The sequence below is a fragment of the Rhizobium sp. C4 genome, from assembly GCF_021026315.1.
Classification (GTDB): Bacteria; Pseudomonadota; Alphaproteobacteria; order Rhizobiales; family Rhizobiaceae; genus Ensifer_A.
Genome location: NZ_JAJNCX010000012.1, coordinates 65,704 through 83,235, shown reverse-complemented (window position 1 = coordinate 83,235; position 17,532 = coordinate 65,704). Strand labels below are relative to the sequence as shown.

The following is a 17,532-nucleotide window of genomic DNA, read 5'->3' as shown; positions in this document are numbered from 1 at the left end:
GCTTTCAAGGATATATGTGTACGCGCCCGTTGTCCGACTCGAAGGGCATTCGGTTATCGGTGAAGCAACAGGCGACCGGCGGCCGGAAGGGGCATAGCAGTCACTTCGTTTGGAATTGGAAAGGTCTCTCTGCCGGGATAGATAACAATGCGTTTTTGAGGCTGTAGATCCTCGCAAGCCAGATGAAAACCTTTCTCGAGTTTCGGTGACAGACTTCGCTTGATCTCTATGGCCCAAGGCTTTTGACCTGGAGGGGTCAGCAGGAGATCGATTTCGGCGCCGGCCGCTGTACGGTAGAAGTTGGCTGCAGTGCCGTCAGGCGATGCGGCGATCAATGTCTCTATAACGAATCCTTCCCAACTGGCACCGACAACTGGATGCCCAAGCAGTTGCTCGGCGCTTCCAAGTCCAAGAAGGGCGTGTGCAATGCCGCTGTCCCTGACATAGACTTTGGGTGATTTGACCAGCCGCTTACCGGCGTTGGCATGCCAGGGTTCGAGGCGGCGCACGAGAAGCAGGTCGACAAGAAGATCGAGATAGGACGCAACGGTCTTCCCATCGACCCCAAGGGAGCGAGCGAGTCCGGCTGCGTTGAGAAGCCCGGACTGGAGGTGTGCCAGCATGGTCCAGAACCGTCGCAACGTCTCAGCGGGAATGCGCGGTCCCAACAGTGGAATATCGCGTTCGAGATAGGTGCGAATAAAATCTTGTCTCCAACGCATGCTTGCACGGTCACTGGACGCGAGTAAACTATCGGGAAAGCCACCCCGCAGCCAAAGCGTATCGAGACTATCCGGCGATACTTCCAATCCATCGACGGGCTGCATTTCAAGATAGGCAATGCGGCCGGCCAGCGTTTCGCCCGACTGCTTAAGGAGATCGATGGACGCCGAACCGAGCAGCAGAAATTGGCCAGTGCGCCGTCCGGCTCGTCGGTTGCGATCAATCAGTCCACGCAGCACTTGGAACACATCTGGGAGGCGGTGAACTTCATCGAGAATGACGAGTTTGTCACTGTGACTTGCAAGATAGAGTTCCGGTTCTGACAGCTTGGCCCGGTCCGCCTCCGATTCCAGATCGAGATAGATCGAGGGCCGAGTCTTGCCGATATCCATGGCAAGCGTCGTTTTGCCGACCTGGCGAGGCCCAAGCAGCGCAACGGCTGGGCTGTCGTCAATCAGATTTAGGAGCTTTTCTTCGATTCTGCGTTCAATCATCCTTGCATTTATGGATATAAATTCCAGAATTGCAAGGATATTTCTACTATGTAAACAGCCGAGCTGCCCGACCACTGCGACGTGTTGCGCTGTTATAGTAGCTTGACGCCTGTTGCACTGAGCGATGGCGCGACTGCTCCATGGCCTCCGGCAGCGGAACGCCCCGGTTTGCAGCTTCGGTCAGATAGCCCGAACGCAACCCATGCGCCGAAAACTCCCCTGGCTCCAGCCCCGCCATTGCGGCCCGCTGCTTAACGATCTGGTTGATCGCACTCGGCTCTAGCGCCCGCTTCGAAACATTGCCCCAGCGATCGACCTTCCGAAAGATGCTCCCCGTCTCGATATTGGCAACCGCAAGCCAGGCATTCAGCGCATTCACCGGTCGACCGGTCAGATAGACGATCTCGTCGTGTTCAGCGCCTGACGTTTTGGTGCGACCCAGATGGATGGCGAGAGAGGGGAGGGGAGGGCCGCCTTCGAAGGGGATGGGGGGCTCAGCGGTGAGCTGTTCCTTGCGCAAACCGGCAATCTCGCTGCGACGGCGACCGCCCGATGCAAACGCCACCATCAGGATTGCTCGGTCACGGATATCGCGGAGGCTGTCCGTGCTGCAGGTCGCCAGCAACTTTGCCAGGACGTCGCCAGTCACGGCCTTGGCGCTTTTGCGTTTCCTCGGCCGCGGCGTTGCCCGAACGGCAAGGCGTATCGCGGATTTCAGCGAAGGGGACGAGAAGACGCCGGTGAGGCCACGCCATTTCGTCAGCGTCGACCAGCTGGCAAGTCGCCGCCGCACCGTGTCGGGCGCATGCGGCCCTGGCGATCGAAGGAAACCTTGTTCGCGAAGGCTTCGCTCGACGGCGGCCGGCATACCGTGGTGAGGATCGATCTCACGCTGTTCGGGCTGCCAGAGATGATGGGCAACGAATTTGAGAGCCAAAGCTTCGGGCGCTGGCCAGGGGAGGGAGGCGCCGGTTGCTGCGAGCGACCAGGCCTGCAGATAGGCAAGATCGGATGTGAGTGCGCGCAGGGTGTTTTCGCCCATGCCCTCATTGACCAGATGGCGCAGCGTTTCGATGTCCTGGTCGGTCAGCAGTTCGGCCAGTTCGTCGCGCCGGTCAATCGGCAGCACGCTGGCGATGGCGTCGAGTTCGTCGGCGCGGCGATCGATGGCGGTCTTGGAGTTGTCTGATTTGGCCACAGTAATACTCCGGATCGACGGTTTCGACGGCCGAGCGGCCGTGGATTGGACCGGATTCTTTCTGATTTGCGACTCAAAATCAATAAGCTCCGATAAGAGGTACTTATCGTGAGTGAGTGCCTAGAAAAATGATCGTTCCCTATGTGAAACGATAGCCCATATTAGCTTTCGTTAAGGCAACATTTACCATAATATCAACGGGGTAGATCTCGCGATAGTCAGCATCAGCGACCTGATGCGGCCGGCTTTTGAGGCCGGCGTCGCGCTGACCCGTCTCGACGAGCGCGTCGCCCGTTCTCTCGTCGGGCAAGGCTGGATGGAACGGCAAAATTTCGCCGACGCGTGCGCCTCGCTGTGGATCGACGGCGAACTCGTCCATCTCGAAGACCTCGTCCTCCACGACGCCACCCGCGACATCCGCACCCCGACCCACGAACTCACCATCGCCCGCGACGTCCTGCGCACGCGTCGGCGGATCGCCGGCCAATCCCCCGATTGGGCGCTCTCTACCGACGGCATCCGCTCGCTGCGGAAAACCGCGGAAATCACGACGGCTGACACGGAAGAGGCGACGACCGCCGATGCCATTTGGCTCGCGGTCGCAAGCGATCCGGAAGGGGAGGGGGATGATGCCGACGACGTCGAAAATCTTCCCGGCGTCGACTATGCCGCCATCGATGCCGTCCTCGCCCGATCGAATGCGGCGATCGCAAACGCGACAAGTCCCGGCCGCGGCGGCGGAGCCGAAAAAGATCCGATGATCTATGATCTCGATTGGGACGAGGATTCAAGGCTCGACGAATGGCGCGGCGTGCTGCGGCAGGCAGAAAATCTGCCGGCGGTGCTGCAGGCGATTGTTGCCCTCGTTGCCTGGAACGAGTTTTCGGTGTTGCAGCACGCGCCCTGGCTCAGCCGGCTGTTCGCGGCGTCGATCCTGCGCCAGGCCGGCATCACCTCAGGCGCGCATCTCGCCGCCCTCAATCTTGGCCTGAAAACCATCCCCGTCAACCGTCGACGGCATCGCGACCGCGAAACCCGGCTGCTCGCCATCGCCCACGGGTTTTTGGCAGCCGCCGAGATCGGGCTGAAAGAGCATGACCGCTTGGCGCTGGCGAAGACGATGATGGATCGGAAGCTGGAAGGGCGCCGGACGTCTTCGAAACTGCCGGAGCTGGTCGAGCTTGTACTGGCAAGGCCGTTGGTGTCGGCCGGGATGGTGGCGAAGGCGCTCGACGTCACGCCTCAGGCGGCGCGGCGGATTGTTTTGGAGCTCGGCCTCCGCGAGATGACGGGGAGGGGGAGGTTTCGGGCGTGGGGAATTATTTAGCTACTCGAGATGAACTTCGACATACATTGTGGCGATGATCGAAGACGGGAGGCGAACTTGGGAAAAATGAAGGAACTACAAATCGAGACCCAGAACCTTGCTCGCGATTGGGAAGGTTTGGTCGAAGATATTCTCAGTCAACCAGCAGTCGGTAGCGCGGTAGCGTTGAAGCCGGACGAGATGCCGGCCACTGAGGACGAGTACGAGCAGTTCCGCCTTGTACCGGACCTGAGGTTTCAACCGCTCGGGTTAGATCACTCGGTAGCTATTGAAATAAGGATGTTTCGTTGGCATCGCGATTGGCATCAGCGCATTTCGGACTCGATCGCCCATATGCACGAGATCCTCAGCTCGGACGAATTTGATCGCGGGATTATTGTAACGACGGTGGACCTCCCGGATAACCTACGAACTCAATTTTATTCCCCTGAGGACAGGAGGGTGGAAGTTTGGGGCGTCGAGAAGCTGCGGGAGCTTGCTGAAGGTAATGACGCTCTGTCGGGTATTCTTGACGAATTGCTTTCAGAGACAATTCTCGACGATGATCTGCGGGGTCCTCTCAAAATGGATCGAGAGTTGCGGCAAGGCCGTATGCTGTCAGATAAATTGCGACAGACGCCGGCCGGACTAAAGGGATGGAGAGATTTCGAGTTGCTGACCGAAGAGGCCATTCGCTTGTTGTTTGGACGCGACCTCTCAAGCATCAATGCCCAGCAACGAACTGATGACGGTCTCAATCGGATGGATCTGATTGGCCGGATCAAGACGGAGGGCGGTTCCTTCTGGGCCATGGTTGCTTCGGATTTTTCGACTAGATACGTCGTCTTCGACGCGAAGAATTCACATGATCCTATCACGCAGCAAGAGATTCAGATCACCGAGAAGTATCTCTTCGCGAGAGGACTCAGAACCTTCGCAGTCGTCATTGCAAGGAACGGCGCCGATCAGGGTGCATCGAAGCTCGTGGAAACCCAGCTCCGGGAGAACGGAAAATTTATTCTGGTCATCACTCTGGCAGATCTCTGTGCAATGCTCGAGGGGGCTGATGTCGGAGAAGCTCCTGAAAACTTACTTTTTGAAAGAATGGATTACGTTCTAATGAGGATGGGCCGCTAGCTTGTAACAGTAATAGACAGCACTGGTTGCTGCACTAGATAGCAGAGTCCACATGTTGAGGGCGAGCACGCGGGCGGCCAAGGGATCGAGCGTCGTTGGTGCGGGGACCATTCAGTCTGGATTTTTTTGACGTTGATATCGAACCAGATACTGAAATAGCGTTGTGCGCGGCTTCGAACCGAAAGCCTTTTCGATCAGCGGTCTCATCTCGTCATCTCGAGCGAAGGCGAACCTGACAGCAGCGCCGGCAATCAACCTATTGAGCCCGCCCACCCACCTCTCGGCATCATAAGCCTCGATTCTTCGCTGCGTCGCGACGTTGTTGACTGCGACAAAAGCTGACTTCGGGCCGATCGGCAAAATGATATACGAGTCCTCGGCCGCGAACTCGTAGAGGGTTATGATCGGCCGATCACTCGTCAAAAACTGAGCAGGACCGTCAATCTCGCGTACGAACCAACGCATATTGTTGATCAGTGCGCCGACTTGTGAATGATCGATCAGCGTTCGCAGGACTCTGAACATCCAGCTACGAATTTCATGGGGCGAACGGCCGTCCAAGTATTCTGTGAGGGTTGCCGGATCGGTCGGTCCTTTCCCTACTGCGTAAGCCGCTTCCAGCTCTGGCATCGCTCTTGCCCATTCCTCCATGAGACCGCCTGATAGCGTTTCAAGGTGGTCGGGCATACGCATCATCAACGACATTAGGAAGCGGGACCATGCGCTGCGTAGGCGAGAGTCGCGACGGAGTATTGGATCATTGGCTTCGAGGGCGACAAGAGCTTGGCTTGCCAGTGAATCGAGGGGCGACATGAAGCCCGACTCCAGCGCCTGTGCGATGTCTACGGGCGCTGCGTGATCGGTGTATAGTAGATCCTCGCCGCCCGACACCTCTGGGGAGACCCATTTCGCTACAATCTTGTTCTCAATGGGCTTGCTAAACCGGCGCAGCTTCCCGTCTTCCCCGGCCCATCGTGCCTGATAGAACGATGGTAGGTAGTGATGGTACAGCGGCTGTTGTTTTGTGTTGTCCACTTGTCCGGTACTTTGCGAGTAATGTAACGGTTAGCAATTCACTCTTTAATTGCATAACTGGAAGCTGCATAGGGACGAAATCAATGATCGACAGCCTAGATGGTATCCCAAACAAGCAGGTTCTCGATCTTTTCGCCAACGAAGCAGAGTTTCGAGATTTCCTCGTGGCTAACCTCGATCTCATTGAACCTGGCCTTGAGTTCCTGGAAAAAGAACACGTTATCCAGAATCCAAATGGTTCTGGTGGCAGGGTCGATATCTTGGCGCGCGATCCGTACGGCCATATCCTCTGCATCGAAATCAAGCGTAGCGATAGCAGTGCTCGTTCGACCCTGAACGAACTCAGCAAATACGTTGCTCTGCTGGTGGATCGAGACCAGCTCCCGCAACACAACATCCGATGCGTAGTCGTATCGACCCATTGGAACGAGCTGCTCCTCCCGCTGTCGTACTTTGCCCACTTCGTGAATGTTCAAGTTACGGCTCTGCAAGCAGTTCGCGATGGTGACCAGGTTTTGCTGCAGCCACTTACGATGACTGACATCAGGTTTCTCCCACAGCTTAGCCCTGATATGGACTTGATCTGGTTCGAGGCGGAGGAGCCACGCTTACGCTACGTTGATTTTCTCAAAGCTCGCTCGGCAAGACTCCCTTTCGTTCGGCTGGCGTTGCTACTTTTTCAGCTGCGCCCAGAGGCAAGCAAATCCCTCGATCCCTTTTCGATGATGATTTGCGTCTGGCGGATTAAAGATGGCCTTCACGATAAGATCGAAGGGGTGATCGGCAAGCCAATTGGCCAAGATTGGCCGTATGCTGCCCGAGGATGGGAGCCGGAGGCTGACGCTAAAAACTGGATTGATGACGCGCCTTTTACCGATTTCCCGGAAGTCGCCAAAGGTTGGACCCACGGCACACCGGAGAAACTCTCCTCGCTATTGCCGAACTACGGCCTTCAGGAGGTCGTGCGCCTGGGCGGGTGGCCGAAGAATGATCTTATTAACGACGATAAGAGAATTTTGGAGATGGCTCAAGCCACGTCGCCTTTGCTCGGCGCCGGTCGGCCCAGCCGCCATCGATTTCATACGACTGTGACACCCCGGATAGTGCCCTCCTGGCAAACAGCGATCGCTTCCTTTTTGGATTTCATATCCTTTGAGGAGCTTTGGAAAGCGCAAGCAGCGGCATATTTAGACCAGATCGTCGAGAGCGACGTAAGCGTGGAGCTGCATGCTTGGGACAAGAAGCACCTCGTTTATGCCATCCATCAGGCACGCTTCTATGAGGAGGCGATGTACAGCTTTTTCCAGATCGCGATCAGCAGACATGGAACGCTCCTGCGTGCCATGCGGGGAATGTACGTCTGGGACGGTGTGACCTGCCCGCCTTCCGCTTCTGAACTAATTCACACGGTCTACGGCGGGATAATGCCTGCGCGAGTGGCGATAGGCAGCGCCGTTGATGACGCTCGTTACGAACTCGCGAATAGACTACATGGATTTGTTTCGGCCTTTGATTGGTTGGATGAGGATGGCTCAGTACGCAGCTCCCGCTCTATAGCACGCTATTCGCTTCGGGACTTCGTCGCTAGCAATCCCGACTACAGCGCCGCTATATCCGATACATTGGAACAGGTGGGTTCGCTCCCAACTGATCCATCATCGTAGGCCACAAAACGGCATCAAACACGCGCCCAGTTTGACCCGGAGGGAAGCTCAGCGGGCAAGATGGAAAGGTCTCCGTGCTTTTCACGCGATCAGAGTTGTTGGTAACCGCTCTACAACCGAGAAGAGATCCATTGATGGCTTGACGCCTAGTATTCCTGCGACCCATCATTCAACAAATGAAGTATGAATTCGCAACACTTTCTCCAGAGGACTTCGAGAACCTTAGCCGAGATCTCGTCGGCGCTGCAATCGGCGTCCGGTTCGAGGCGTTCACAGTTGGTGCAGACGATGGGATGGACGGGCGCTGCACCAATGCTGATGGTTCGATCATTCTCCAGGCGAAGCACTATTTCCGATCCGGCTTCTCGAAGCTCAAGTCCAAGATGCGAGAAGAACGTGTTTCGATTGATGAACTGGCGCCGCAACGATACATCCTGACAACGTCTGTTCCACTTACCCCGGCAAACAAAGCGGCGTTAGCGGAGATTATCGGTCCGAGCCTCGCAGGCACCGGCGACATATTTGGCGCTGACGATCTCAATGCCCTGCTCAGGTCCTATCCAGAGATCGTCAAGGCTCATGAAGGGCTCTGGGCGCACAGCACACCGGTGCTAGAACAGGTCGTGACCAATGCGGTGCGCAAGGCTATGGCGCCGGCAGAGGTTCCCCCAACGCTCGCTCGCTTGATGCCGCCATTAGGGGCTGCGGCAGATGCGACTTTCGAGCCTGCGGCGCGCGATACGATTTTCGTAATCAAGTCCTCACCTATCGACGACGAGTTCACGCTTTGGCTCGCGCCAAAACTTGAGGCGGAGGGCTATCAAGTCTTTGCAGACGTGCTGACCCTCATGCCGGGCGAACGTTGGCGACGAGAGATAACCAGTGCGCTGCGCCACCGCGCGATCAAGGTCCTGCTTCTTTGCCGTGATTCCAGTCTGGAGGATACCGGTGTTCAGGACGACCTAGACATTGCCCTAGAAGTCGGAAAGGAAATCTGCGATCAGAGGTTTGTCATCCCGCTTCGCATGGAAACCTTTCGGAAGATAAAAGGTCTCGGCGACACCGTTGCGGTCGATTTCGTTCGAAACTGGGGAGAGGGGCTGCTCAAGCTTGTCGACACTCTGCAACGTCAAAAAGTCCCGCGAAGCGCGGACACGCCGATCAACCCAAATTGGGAGATTTTTCGCCGACGCGGGGCCGTGCCGATTATCGACATTCCCGAGCGCCTGACCTCAAACTGGCTTCGGGTCGCCGAGGCACCAGACTTCATCAGATATTTCGAATGTTCGGGCGTGATCAACAAAGGGCGCCTTCAGGGAGCAATCGAGAGCTATGGACATCCCTGCGCATTGGTCGGCGAATCAGGTTTTCTCGCATTTGGGAGCGTGCCGGAAATCGAAATGGCATTCGAGGGCGTCGGACGCTTCAAGCTGAAATACGAAATTCCACTGGTGGAATTTACAGAAGGCGGTTTCCAGCGGCTGCGGATCGACCGCCAGACAGCATCCAACCTTGTTATCGCAATGCTGAAGAAGGCCTGGATCAACTTCTGCAAACGTAACGGATTTATCGAATACGAGTATTCGAATGGTATTGGCTTCCACGCGTCACCGGAACAAGCGCCGACCGGCAAGCGGATTCCGTGGGGAAGCCAAGCGGAGAAGAAGCGGTCATCAATGCTCCGCAATTCTGCCAAGGGCCATATCTGGCAGTTCGGTGTCACCGCCATGCCCGCTTTCTGGCCATTTTGGCACTTCAAGCTGAAGTCGAGAGTCCTGTTCGCGCAAGATAACGCAACACCAGCCGGCCTTGTTGTCGACGATCCCAAAAAACTCCACCGGTTAAGAAGGTCGATCTGCAAGGGATGGCGCAACAAGCAATGGTATGGGCGTCTTCTCGCATTCCTTGAATTGTTATCCGCCGATTCGGCTTTTGTGCGCCTCCCCCTGTCGGAGACCGAAACGTTCGTTCTCGAGGCCTCGCCCATGTTGTTTTCCTCGCCGGTAAGTACCGTGCTTCCAAACGATCTCGATGACGAAGACGAGGAGTTGGACGACAGCACTCTTGGCCGGCCTGACAATGACGAGGAGGGCGGCGAATGAAGTTTCTCGAACGATCACTAGAGGTCGATCATATCCATGAGCCGGAGTTGGAGTTCGCCTTCGGTCAGAAGAGTGCTCACCCAAAAGACGGTCTGCACCTCTACGGTCCTCATCTCAAGGGGAAAAAAGCGAAAGAGATAAGCGTCGGCGTCATCGGCACAAGCGAAGGCATCGGTCACTTTCGGACGTGGAGTCGGGAGTTGCAATCCGTAGTCAGGGTGCCTCCGCCGGGGAAAGGAGAGAAGGCGAACCGGCTGCACCTCGCCAACTTCCCAGGCCTTGAGGAGACCTTCGGAATTTTCTACGATCCAGACGAGATCAGTGCACTATCAATTCCCCTCGCTGATATCGACCGTGCGACGAGAGTGACAAACCAGCACGAAGCAGTGGATAAGGTCGCAAAGCTTTTTATCGAGCGCGTAAGCAAACATCTCCGCAACGAAGAGCGTGCGGTCGATATTTGGGTGCTGGTACTGCCTGAGATCGTTTATGAGAGGTGCCGCCCCAATTCTAAACGAACAGGCTTGCCGACCGAGAAAGGCGACTTCGCCAAGAAGCAGAAAAAGCGTGAAAGCCTTCCACTATTCGCGGGTGTTATCGACCAAAGTGGCGAGACCATTTTCGACGACGTCCCGGATTTCCATCGGCGCATCAAAGCGGACTTTCTGAACATTGCACCTACGCAGCTCATTCGAGAAACCACGCTCGCCCCGGGTGCGTTTCTGAATACGGCTGGTTATCCGACCCGCAAGACCCAGGACCGTGCCACAGTTGCGTGGAATCTCGGCACTGGGCTGTACTATAAGACGCAACCGCGACCACCTTGGCGGTTATCGACGATCCGGCCCGGTGTCTGCTACCTCGGCATGGTCTACAAGAGCCTCCCGAATGACCCCAATGGCCACGCATGCTGCGCAGCACAAATGTTTCTAAACGAGGGAGACGGCGTTGTATTCCGTGGTGCAAACGGCCCCTGGAAGACCGGAGACTACGACTATCATTTGAAAGCTCCCGCAGCCAAAGACCTCTTGAGGCTCGTCCTGGACAGTTACGTCGACACCCATGGCCAGGCGCCTAAGGAGCTTTTCATCCATGGCCAGACATACTTCAACGACGAGGAGTGGAATGCGTTTGCCGATGCGGCGCCTGAAGGGACCAATGTTGTTGGGGTCCGAATTCGACCTACAGGCGGCGAAACGAAGCTCTTCCGCGACGGGGATTATCCTGTTCTGCGCGGCACAGCCTTGATCCTCGATGCGCAGACCGCCTACATTTGGACGACAGGATACGTTCCGCAGCTCGATACCTATATCGGTCCGGAAACTCCAAATCCGCTACATGTGACCATAACGCGGAGCAAAGACCCTAAGCCCGATATTCGTGCCGTCCTTTCAGACATCATGGGTCTGACAAAGATCAACTACAATTCTTGCAACTTCAACGATGGCCTTCCCGTGACGGTCCGCTTTGCCCGGATGGTCGGAGACGTTCTGACAATGGGCTCCGCCGGGAAAGGTGAGAAGAAACAGCCGTTTAAATTCTACATCTGAACGGCTTCATCAGGCCGGTGCGCGCCACCGTTTAAATGCGAGCGTAGCGAGGGGCAATTCTCGGCAGATTCGGTGGCAATCCCTCGAAGCCCCGGCTTTTGTAGAGGTGCGTGAAGCCGTCTTGTTCGGCGCCCGCCAGTGCAAAAAGCACCACATTCTCGTGTTCGACGCACACGCCCTTCACCTGATCAGAAATTCTCTTCAGCTGTCTTAGGGTTTCGCCCGGAGGCCGTTCAAGCGCTTCCGAGAAATCAAGAAGATCAAACTCCGCGACACCGCAGCTTCCAAGATCTCCATGCCCGTCATTGGCCAGATGATGAACGATTGAAAAGGCTAACCGATCATCCGTCGTTTCAAGTACGTCGAACTCGAATCGTTCCTTCAAGCTCAGTCTTGCCATCGCTATCCCCCCATTAAATCTTCGTCGAAGTTATTTGCATCGCGGAGGTCCCTCAACCCGTCTTGACGGGGCCAAACATGCCGCTCTCAACCATCGACATATATACCTTCTTCATCGCCAGCGCGGTGTCCTGACTAACGAATAGCGAGGATCTGCTCCCGTGCGGTGATCCCAGGAGATACGGGCGCATGGTCTCCCAGTTTTCCGCCCGCGATGACCACCGCCATACTGGCAACTCCTGCTCGATCATCAGCGGTACCGCCAGTGATTTCGGCACCATCTTGCCGATTTCGAGGGGCGCATCCCATTCGCAGCGGACGAGAACGGGCTGGGTCCCCACATTGTAGAAGGGAACATCCAGAATCTCCGCTGAGATCGTTGCCCGGGGGTGGTGGGGCAGAGCATCGGCAGCCTTTACAACCGCCGCGCCATCGACATAGGGGCAGGTCAGAAAGCCATGGGCGAAATAAACGGTATGATCTAGGCCGACGTATCCGCAACGCTCGCTCGGATATGTTTCCGGATGGTGGTCATCATGGTTCGATACCAAGGGGTGCCAGGTGGGATATCCGTCCACGACCGGCCCGCACTCTTCTATTATGTCTAGCAGCGCCTTTTCGCTTCGGGCCCGCTCTTCAGGCGAGAAATTCCGGGACACGAGATAGCTCTTTGCCCGCTCGTATCCATTCGTCGCAGCTTCGTCCGCCCTGAAAGCCATTGTCCATTCCTTGTACAATCCATGCATTATATATAAATATCGCGCATGAAAAATCAATTCTATGCGTAATATTATTTTACATGAAGATGCAACGAACGGGCCGTCCGGCAGCGTGAGGTCCTGAGCACACGACCCCCGGCGCGGTGGAAATCTGTCTGGCATTCAGAACGTCTAGTTGTGCGATTGAGAAAAGGTTGGCACGTTCACCATGCCACCCGCATCCCTCGAGCGATCTCATTTTTCATGTTGAAGACCATCAATATCGCCATCAACAAGTTCCCGGCGACACCGCCGTCGCTGACGAATGCCACCGGAGGGATTCGATCCTCCGTCGATATCGACCTCGCGGCGCTCTACCATCACTACTATCTCGATTGTTACGGCAGAATCCCTCCTGATCCGGATCCCGCGCATTTCGAGCACATCCAATTGCTGACGACGCAAACCGAGTTTCGGGTTCGGGGCGACGGCCTTGGGTCCAATCCCGCGACAAGGCAACACCGATCAAATGAACTTGGCCAAGCGTTCTTCAGATGGTTTCTGGATCAACATCTGGATATTCCTTACTTCGCCCACATGCATGACGCGCTTCAGGGACGGCTGAGCAACGTCCTGAACGGCTTCAAGGTCGAGCGGATCTCTGCCGGCGACGCGCCAGATTATCTCTGCGCCAGCGATGCCAACCATGTCTTTCTCGGCGAAGCCAAGGGCCGAATCGAGGCAGTATCGTTCGGGTCAAAGGACTTTAAGACGTGGCGAAAACAATTCGACCGTGTGAGAGTTACGGATCCATTAGGTGTCGTGCGATCCGTAAAGGGCTTCATCGTCGCGAGCCGCTTCGCGCGCGAGTCCCAACCTCGTGTCAAATCGGTACTGCTGGCCGAGGATCCCGCGACCCGCGGCGAGCCTTTCCCGGACGGTAGCCCCAGTCTGCGCAACATAGTCGTCTCCCTGCACTATGCCACGATTGCACAAAAGCTCGACCAGCCGTTGCTTGCGGCGGCCCTGCAGACATTAACAACCGTTCCGCCGGAGCTCCAGTTTCGGACCGTCATTTGGGAATGCTTGCTCGAGCCGATGAGAGGCATTCGCTTCGTTGGTGGATACTATCAAGCCGAGGATGGACACGATCCATTCGTGATGCTGCCCGATGGGCGTGCCAGCTTTAGCCCGGTACGGCCGTTGCGATTAGACCTCGCGAAGGGCACCTTCGTCGGGTTGGAACTCGGGCAATTCAAGAGCATCGCCGAGGGTGCCCGGCGTGGCACCGACGCATTGTCAAATCATCGCGCGTTGGATCGCTATCCGTTCGTTTACAGTGCCATAAGCTTTCTGCGCGACGGCTCGATCATTGGACCGGCGGAAATGTTCCGGCCGATTACTCTCGCAACTTTCTGACAGACCGAATATTGCAAGGCTGGCGTGACGCCCCGGGAGAATGCTTCATTGATGCTGCATTTCCAGCGCTCCCGCTATGGGGCGAAACAATGCCTGTCCGACAACATAAGCTCCAGGACCTGAGCTGAAGTATTTCCACAGGAGATCGAGGTCGACGGGAGTCGTCTTCAGTTCGTCGAGCAGCGCAAGTGCCAGTTCGATCGCTGCCAGCCCAATCGCACTTTCAGCCAATGCGGATAGTCCCGACGGTCGCTTTGGGTCTTCGGCAATCTGGGCTTCGAGGATCGCGATGATTGGTTTCATGTGGGGCTTGTCGCCCTCGCGAGCGTTCAAATCGTCAACGACATGACGCGCCAGCCGCAGCACCCGACCAGCTTCCTCGCCTACAATCTTTTCAACCTCAAGAGCCAGATTGTTCCGATCCGATGATGCCGCGGCGATACGCTGCTTGATCGGCTCCATGTCCTGATCGAACTTCCATCGTTCGATCTTCTGGAACAGATTGCCAAGGGCGGCCTGCCCATCTCCCTCGAAAATGGTTCGACGGAGATGAGCTTGAAGTGGTTCGGGCTTCTTGAGTTTCGTTGTGACATCGTTTGCCATCTCAACACGGATGTCATCCGGCGGATGGTCGGCATGCGGATCAATAAATACCGTCACTGTTTTCGACGGCATGTCAGACAGTGTCCCAAGCGCCACACCGAATGTCAGCGCCTGAAACAGGCTGACGATTGCCGCCGCTTGTTGCGTTTCGCCATCGGTGATCAATTGGATCGTGTGGCCGAACTTGAATGGATTTGCCGGAAGCTTTCCCGCCGTTTCGGCCGACTCCCACCAGACGAAATTATTGAGCTCTGCTCCGAGGACGAAATTCTTCACTGGAGCAAGCTGGTCAAGCCGAGCGAAGTCCTGAAAATGATGGGCGAAGAAAGTCAATGCGATGTACGCGACGGCGCGCAATCCCTCTGTGCCTCCAAGCGAGAGCTGGACCCTCATTGTCCCGCTATGTCCTGGATCACTGTCGGTGCGCTGCACCGATCCCGCAAAGAGCCGCAGACGCTCTCCCGTCTCAGTTTCGTATATGAATGGTTCGGCTTTGTCGGCGCGATCCGGCCGAACCGCCAGCAGAGCGTTAATCGGCTTGAGCTGATGCGCGATTATGCTTGCGAGCGGACCAAATCCGTTGTTGTGCGGACCGCAGTAAATCTGCTTGTTCGTCCGACGTCCGCCCAGGGCGGCCGGGAATACATGTTCGCGCGAGCCAGCAACCTTGTTGCAGATAATGCACTGCTTGGGCATCGGATTTCCTCATCTTTACCCTCAGTATGGAGGATCGAATAAATGAATCGAACTGAAATTTATAGTTGAATTTTCTCGAGAATGCGGTGGCACGCCACAATGTCCGGATATCGATAGCTGCATTAGCGCGGGAAACCCTAAGGGCTTGATGCTGGGGACCTCAGAGCTTGGGCTGAGCGAGACGATAGGAACTTTTCAATTTTGCTGCCGATCTCAGGGAATACGAAAGTGAGGAACGGTAGCGTATCCTCATCGGGTAGATAGCGTTGATCACCTGCACGGATCTTCTCTCGGATCGTGCGGGCGCGTTTTTCCCACTTTCCGCTCTTGTCCTGGGCCCTGATCAATTCCTCGCACCCATATTCTTTGAGGGCAAATCCCATCGCGAGCGCGTGTTCCGGATATCCGTCGCAAATGCGGTGCGCGACCTCGATGAGGTGTTTGAAGTCCCACCCGATCGGGCGCTTTTCGCGCGCGCTTAGGACGCCGTTCATCAGACCAGTAACGGCGCGGTCGTATCTGTCGTTAGTTGGAGGGGTAACGCCGCGGGCGGAGAGTTCTGCGACCAGGCTCCGCCACGTTTCCTCAGCGGACAGTGGTTCGGGAGTGTGCTGATTGCGCGACAACCAAAATGCGCAAATCCTTTCACGCAGGTCGCGATCCCGCGTTTCGAGCTCGATCCTTGCGTTTTCGAGGAGCAACTGAGATTGGCCGTCGTAGTCGAACGCCCAGGCTGACTGTGATTCCAGATCTATTCTCAAATCGCGGAAGGCGACGATCTGAGATGCCCAGTCATCTCTGATGACGCCCGATACCAGTTCCGGGACGCGGTAATGCACGCGGAGGTAGAATATGCCGCTACTCTCGGACAAAGCCGCTGTCTCTTCATCGACAACGAGAATGTTGGAGTTGTTGGAGAACAGCAGGTCGTCCGTCGTCATGCGCCGATAATCGGGGTCAAATCCTGCCATAACCCAAATAAGCAATGCGCCTTCATTGCGGTAGAATGAGCGACGTCCCGCTACCACGTCGAGGAAGGTCGTCGACAGCTGTGCCTCGAAAGCCACCCGGCCAAAGGTGGTGAGAGCCTGCACATCGGGTTGACGTCGGCTGCCGGGGTCTCGGGCAGAGCGCCACTGCCTTTCAGAGAGGATTTCGCTGTTCGAGGGGTCGGCTGCAAGACTGCGCAGGAGCCGTTCCTTGATCTTTCGATGAGCGACACTTTCTCGCTGGCCATCATATTTGAGCGCCCGGATCTCATCGCGGCTCAATGCGGAACGGGTGATCGACGGGCAAGAACCATCCTCCCGGCAGTGGCGAAAAAAGAAACGCTTCTCGCGAGAGGCAACCAGATAGACTGGCGTCGCGCAAAGCCCGCATGCGAAAAGCGGCTTGTCCGCTAGATTTTCCCGGATCGAAACGCGCTCCGCGACCAACCGATCATAGCGCTTTTGAGAGATAAAAGCTGTGGCTTCAAAGAATTCCCCGCTCTCCAAATCGAGAATCTCGGTGATCTCCGGCTTTTCGACAGGCTCGGCAAAAGCGAGTGGGTCAAAGGTGACATTTCCTTGCATGATCGCACCTGGTTTTACGAATCAGTCGAAGATAGGCAGATTCTGTTGCTTTCATGCACGCAAAATGAAGAATTACGTTTGATGAAAGAGTGTAGGTGAGGCGCGAGAAATGAATCGGTCCTTTTCCGATAGACATGGTTATCGTGGCCCGGAACCGGAAATCACGATCCGCGAGGATGCTCCCGACTTTCTGCGGTTCCAGGTCGCGAGCATCGCGCGAAACTGTGGTTTAAGCCCGACAGCTATCCGGACCATCGTATGCGATATCTTGCTCGAGGTTCCAGATCCTCGCAACTGGAGCGAATACCCAAACATTTGGGATGAAGTCCTCGGCTTGTTGAGAGGCTGCGAGTGGTACAAGGTCTATGACGTCGCTGAAGCACTTTGGCGCAGCTTCGAATACCGCCCAGACGAAAAGCGGCGCTTCGAGGACGATTTGAACAGGGTGTTCCGCGAGAAAGGGATCGGTTGGGAGCTCAAAGATCCGGATGGAATAGTGTTTCGTGGTGATCCGACTTTCGCGATTGCGACTGAGCAGGCGGTTGATGCTTTTGCGCAAAGCGGGAGGTACACGGCGGCCGGCGAAATCCGTGAGGCGCTGAAGGATATCTCACGTCGCCCGGATCCAGACCGAACAGGCGCCATTCAGCATTCGATGGCTGCGCTCGAATGCGTCGCTCGAGACATGACAAACGCCCCCAATCAGAACCTCGGCCAGATTATCAACAGTCTGGCCCTGACTCCGCCTTTGGGGGATGCGGTCCATAAGTTATGGGGTTACGCCTCACAGAATGGACGCCATGTCCAGGAAGGCCGAGACGCGACGGCCGCCGAGGCAGAGCTCGTTGTCAGTGTTGCGTGCAGCCTCGCCGTATTTCTGCTGAGGCGGACTTAGAACCTGCGGCAAATCGCTCTGTGAGGGTAACAACTATGC

14 protein-coding genes are annotated in these 17,532 nt (G+C 56.3%); 7 read left to right on the top strand and 7 right to left on the bottom strand.

Translation table 11 applies throughout. From position 1 onward, the window contains the following. Positions 1-53: 53 nt before the first annotated feature. Entirely contained in the window at positions 54-1,217 is a 1,164-nt protein-coding gene (locus LQK84_RS19100; protein ID WP_230830328.1) for an ATP-binding protein, read from the bottom strand. Between the two features lie 46 nt (positions 1,218-1,263). After that, a complete protein-coding gene (locus LQK84_RS19095) occupies positions 1,264-2,415 on the bottom strand; it encodes a site-specific integrase (protein WP_230830327.1) in 1,152 nt (383 codons plus the stop codon). 235 nt (positions 2,416-2,650) lie between these two features. Here LQK84_RS19095 and LQK84_RS19090 point away from each other — a divergent pair, with 235 nt between their 5' ends. Together LQK84_RS19090 and LQK84_RS19085 are read left to right on the top strand one after the other, a co-directional pair. Then, the gene (locus tag LQK84_RS19090; protein ID WP_230830326.1) at positions 2,651-3,742 is read left to right on the top strand and encodes an RHE_PE00001 family protein; all 1,092 of its coding nucleotides are present in this window, start codon (positions 2,651-2,653) and stop codon (positions 3,740-3,742) included. 57 nt (positions 3,743-3,799) lie between these two features. Then, entirely contained in the window at positions 3,800-4,858 is a 1,059-nt protein-coding gene (locus tag LQK84_RS19085; protein ID WP_230830325.1) for a hypothetical protein, read from the top strand. Between the two features lie 111 nt (positions 4,859-4,969). On the opposite strand, the gene LQK84_RS19080 is transcribed toward LQK84_RS19085, so the two are convergent. After that, positions 4,970-5,893 carry a DUF4238 domain-containing protein gene (locus LQK84_RS19080; protein WP_230830324.1) on the bottom strand — a complete coding sequence of 308 codons (924 nt, stop codon included), beginning with the start codon at positions 5,891-5,893 and terminating at the stop codon, positions 4,970-4,972. An 83-nt stretch (positions 5,894-5,976) separates the two neighbouring features. Here LQK84_RS19080 and LQK84_RS19075 point away from each other — a divergent pair, with 83 nt between their 5' ends. From LQK84_RS19075 to LQK84_RS19065, 3 genes are all read left to right on the top strand, one after another. Then, a complete protein-coding gene (locus LQK84_RS19075) occupies positions 5,977-7,557 on the top strand; it encodes an endonuclease NucS domain-containing protein (protein ID WP_230830323.1) in 1,581 nt (526 codons plus the stop codon). 176 nt (positions 7,558-7,733) lie between these two features. Then, on the top strand, positions 7,734-9,659 hold the full coding sequence (locus tag LQK84_RS19070; protein ID WP_230830322.1) for a toll/interleukin-1 receptor domain-containing protein: 1,926 nt from the start codon (positions 7,734-7,736) through the stop codon (positions 9,657-9,659). Continuing rightward, positions 9,656-11,209 carry an argonaute/piwi family protein gene (locus tag LQK84_RS19065; protein ID WP_112241221.1) on the top strand — a complete coding sequence of 518 codons (1,554 nt, stop codon included), beginning with the start codon at positions 9,656-9,658 and terminating at the stop codon, positions 11,207-11,209. Before LQK84_RS19070 ends, LQK84_RS19065 begins: the two co-directional genes overlap by 4 nt. 31 nt (positions 11,210-11,240) lie before the next feature. On the opposite strand, the gene LQK84_RS19060 is transcribed toward LQK84_RS19065, so the two are convergent. Continuing rightward, entirely contained in the window at positions 11,241-11,609 is a 369-nt protein-coding gene (locus LQK84_RS19060; RefSeq protein ID WP_230830321.1) for a hypothetical protein, read from the bottom strand. Positions 11,610-11,661: 52 nt separating this feature from the next. Then, a complete protein-coding gene (locus tag LQK84_RS19055) occupies positions 11,662-12,327 on the bottom strand; it encodes a hypothetical protein (protein ID WP_230830320.1) in 666 nt (221 codons plus the stop codon). Positions 12,328-12,570: 243 nt separating this feature from the next. Between LQK84_RS19055 and LQK84_RS19050 the strand changes: the two genes are divergently transcribed. Further along, entirely contained in the window at positions 12,571-13,725 is a 1,155-nt protein-coding gene (locus tag LQK84_RS19050; RefSeq protein ID WP_230830319.1) for a hypothetical protein, read from the top strand. A 45-nt stretch (positions 13,726-13,770) separates the two neighbouring features. On the opposite strand, the gene LQK84_RS19045 is transcribed toward LQK84_RS19050, so the two are convergent. Both LQK84_RS19045 and LQK84_RS19040 read right to left on the bottom strand, forming a co-directional pair. Next, entirely contained in the window at positions 13,771-15,024 is a 1,254-nt protein-coding gene (locus LQK84_RS19045) for an HNH endonuclease (RefSeq protein ID WP_230830318.1), read from the bottom strand. A gap of 137 nt (positions 15,025-15,161) precedes the next feature. Then, positions 15,162-16,598, bottom strand: coding sequence for a DUF6035 family protein (locus LQK84_RS19040; RefSeq protein WP_230830317.1), 1,437 nt, complete (start codon positions 16,596-16,598; stop codon positions 15,162-15,164). A 109-nt stretch (positions 16,599-16,707) separates the two neighbouring features. Here LQK84_RS19040 and LQK84_RS19035 point away from each other — a divergent pair, with 109 nt between their 5' ends. After that, positions 16,708-17,493 (top strand): AbiJ-NTD4 domain-containing protein, encoded by a 786-nt coding sequence (locus LQK84_RS19035; protein WP_230830316.1) that lies wholly within the window; start codon positions 16,708-16,710, stop codon positions 17,491-17,493. The last annotated feature ends 39 nt before the right edge of the window (positions 17,494-17,532 follow it).

What these genes read in the sequence shown, in the direction of transcription:
- LQK84_RS19100 (WP_230830328.1), bottom strand. Translation starts at nt 1,217, where the DNA reads ATGATTGAACGCAGAATCGAAGAAAAGCTCCTAAATCTGATTGACGAC.
- LQK84_RS19090 (WP_230830326.1), top strand. Translation starts at nt 2,651, where the DNA reads ATGCGGCCGGCTTTTGAGGCCGGCGTCGCGCTGACCCGTCTCGACGAG.
- LQK84_RS19075 (WP_230830323.1), top strand. Translation starts at nt 5,977, where the DNA reads ATGATCGACAGCCTAGATGGTATCCCAAACAAGCAGGTTCTCGATCTT.
- LQK84_RS19070 (WP_230830322.1), top strand. Translation starts at nt 7,734, where the DNA reads ATGAAGTATGAATTCGCAACACTTTCTCCAGAGGACTTCGAGAACCTT.
- LQK84_RS19065 (WP_112241221.1), top strand. Translation starts at nt 9,656, where the DNA reads ATGAAGTTTCTCGAACGATCACTAGAGGTCGATCATATCCATGAGCCG.
- LQK84_RS19060 (WP_230830321.1), bottom strand. Translation starts at nt 11,609, where the DNA reads ATGGCAAGACTGAGCTTGAAGGAACGATTCGAGTTCGACGTACTTGAA.
- LQK84_RS19055 (WP_230830320.1), bottom strand. Translation starts at nt 12,327, where the DNA reads ATGGCTTTCAGGGCGGACGAAGCTGCGACGAATGGATACGAGCGGGCA.
- LQK84_RS19050 (WP_230830319.1), top strand. Translation starts at nt 12,571, where the DNA reads ATGTTGAAGACCATCAATATCGCCATCAACAAGTTCCCGGCGACACCG.
- LQK84_RS19045 (WP_230830318.1), bottom strand. Translation starts at nt 15,024, where the DNA reads ATGCCCAAGCAGTGCATTATCTGCAACAAGGTTGCTGGCTCGCGCGAA.
- LQK84_RS19040 (WP_230830317.1), bottom strand. Translation starts at nt 16,598, where the DNA reads ATGCAAGGAAATGTCACCTTTGACCCACTCGCTTTTGCCGAGCCTGTC.
- LQK84_RS19035 (WP_230830316.1), top strand. Translation starts at nt 16,708, where the DNA reads ATGAATCGGTCCTTTTCCGATAGACATGGTTATCGTGGCCCGGAACCG.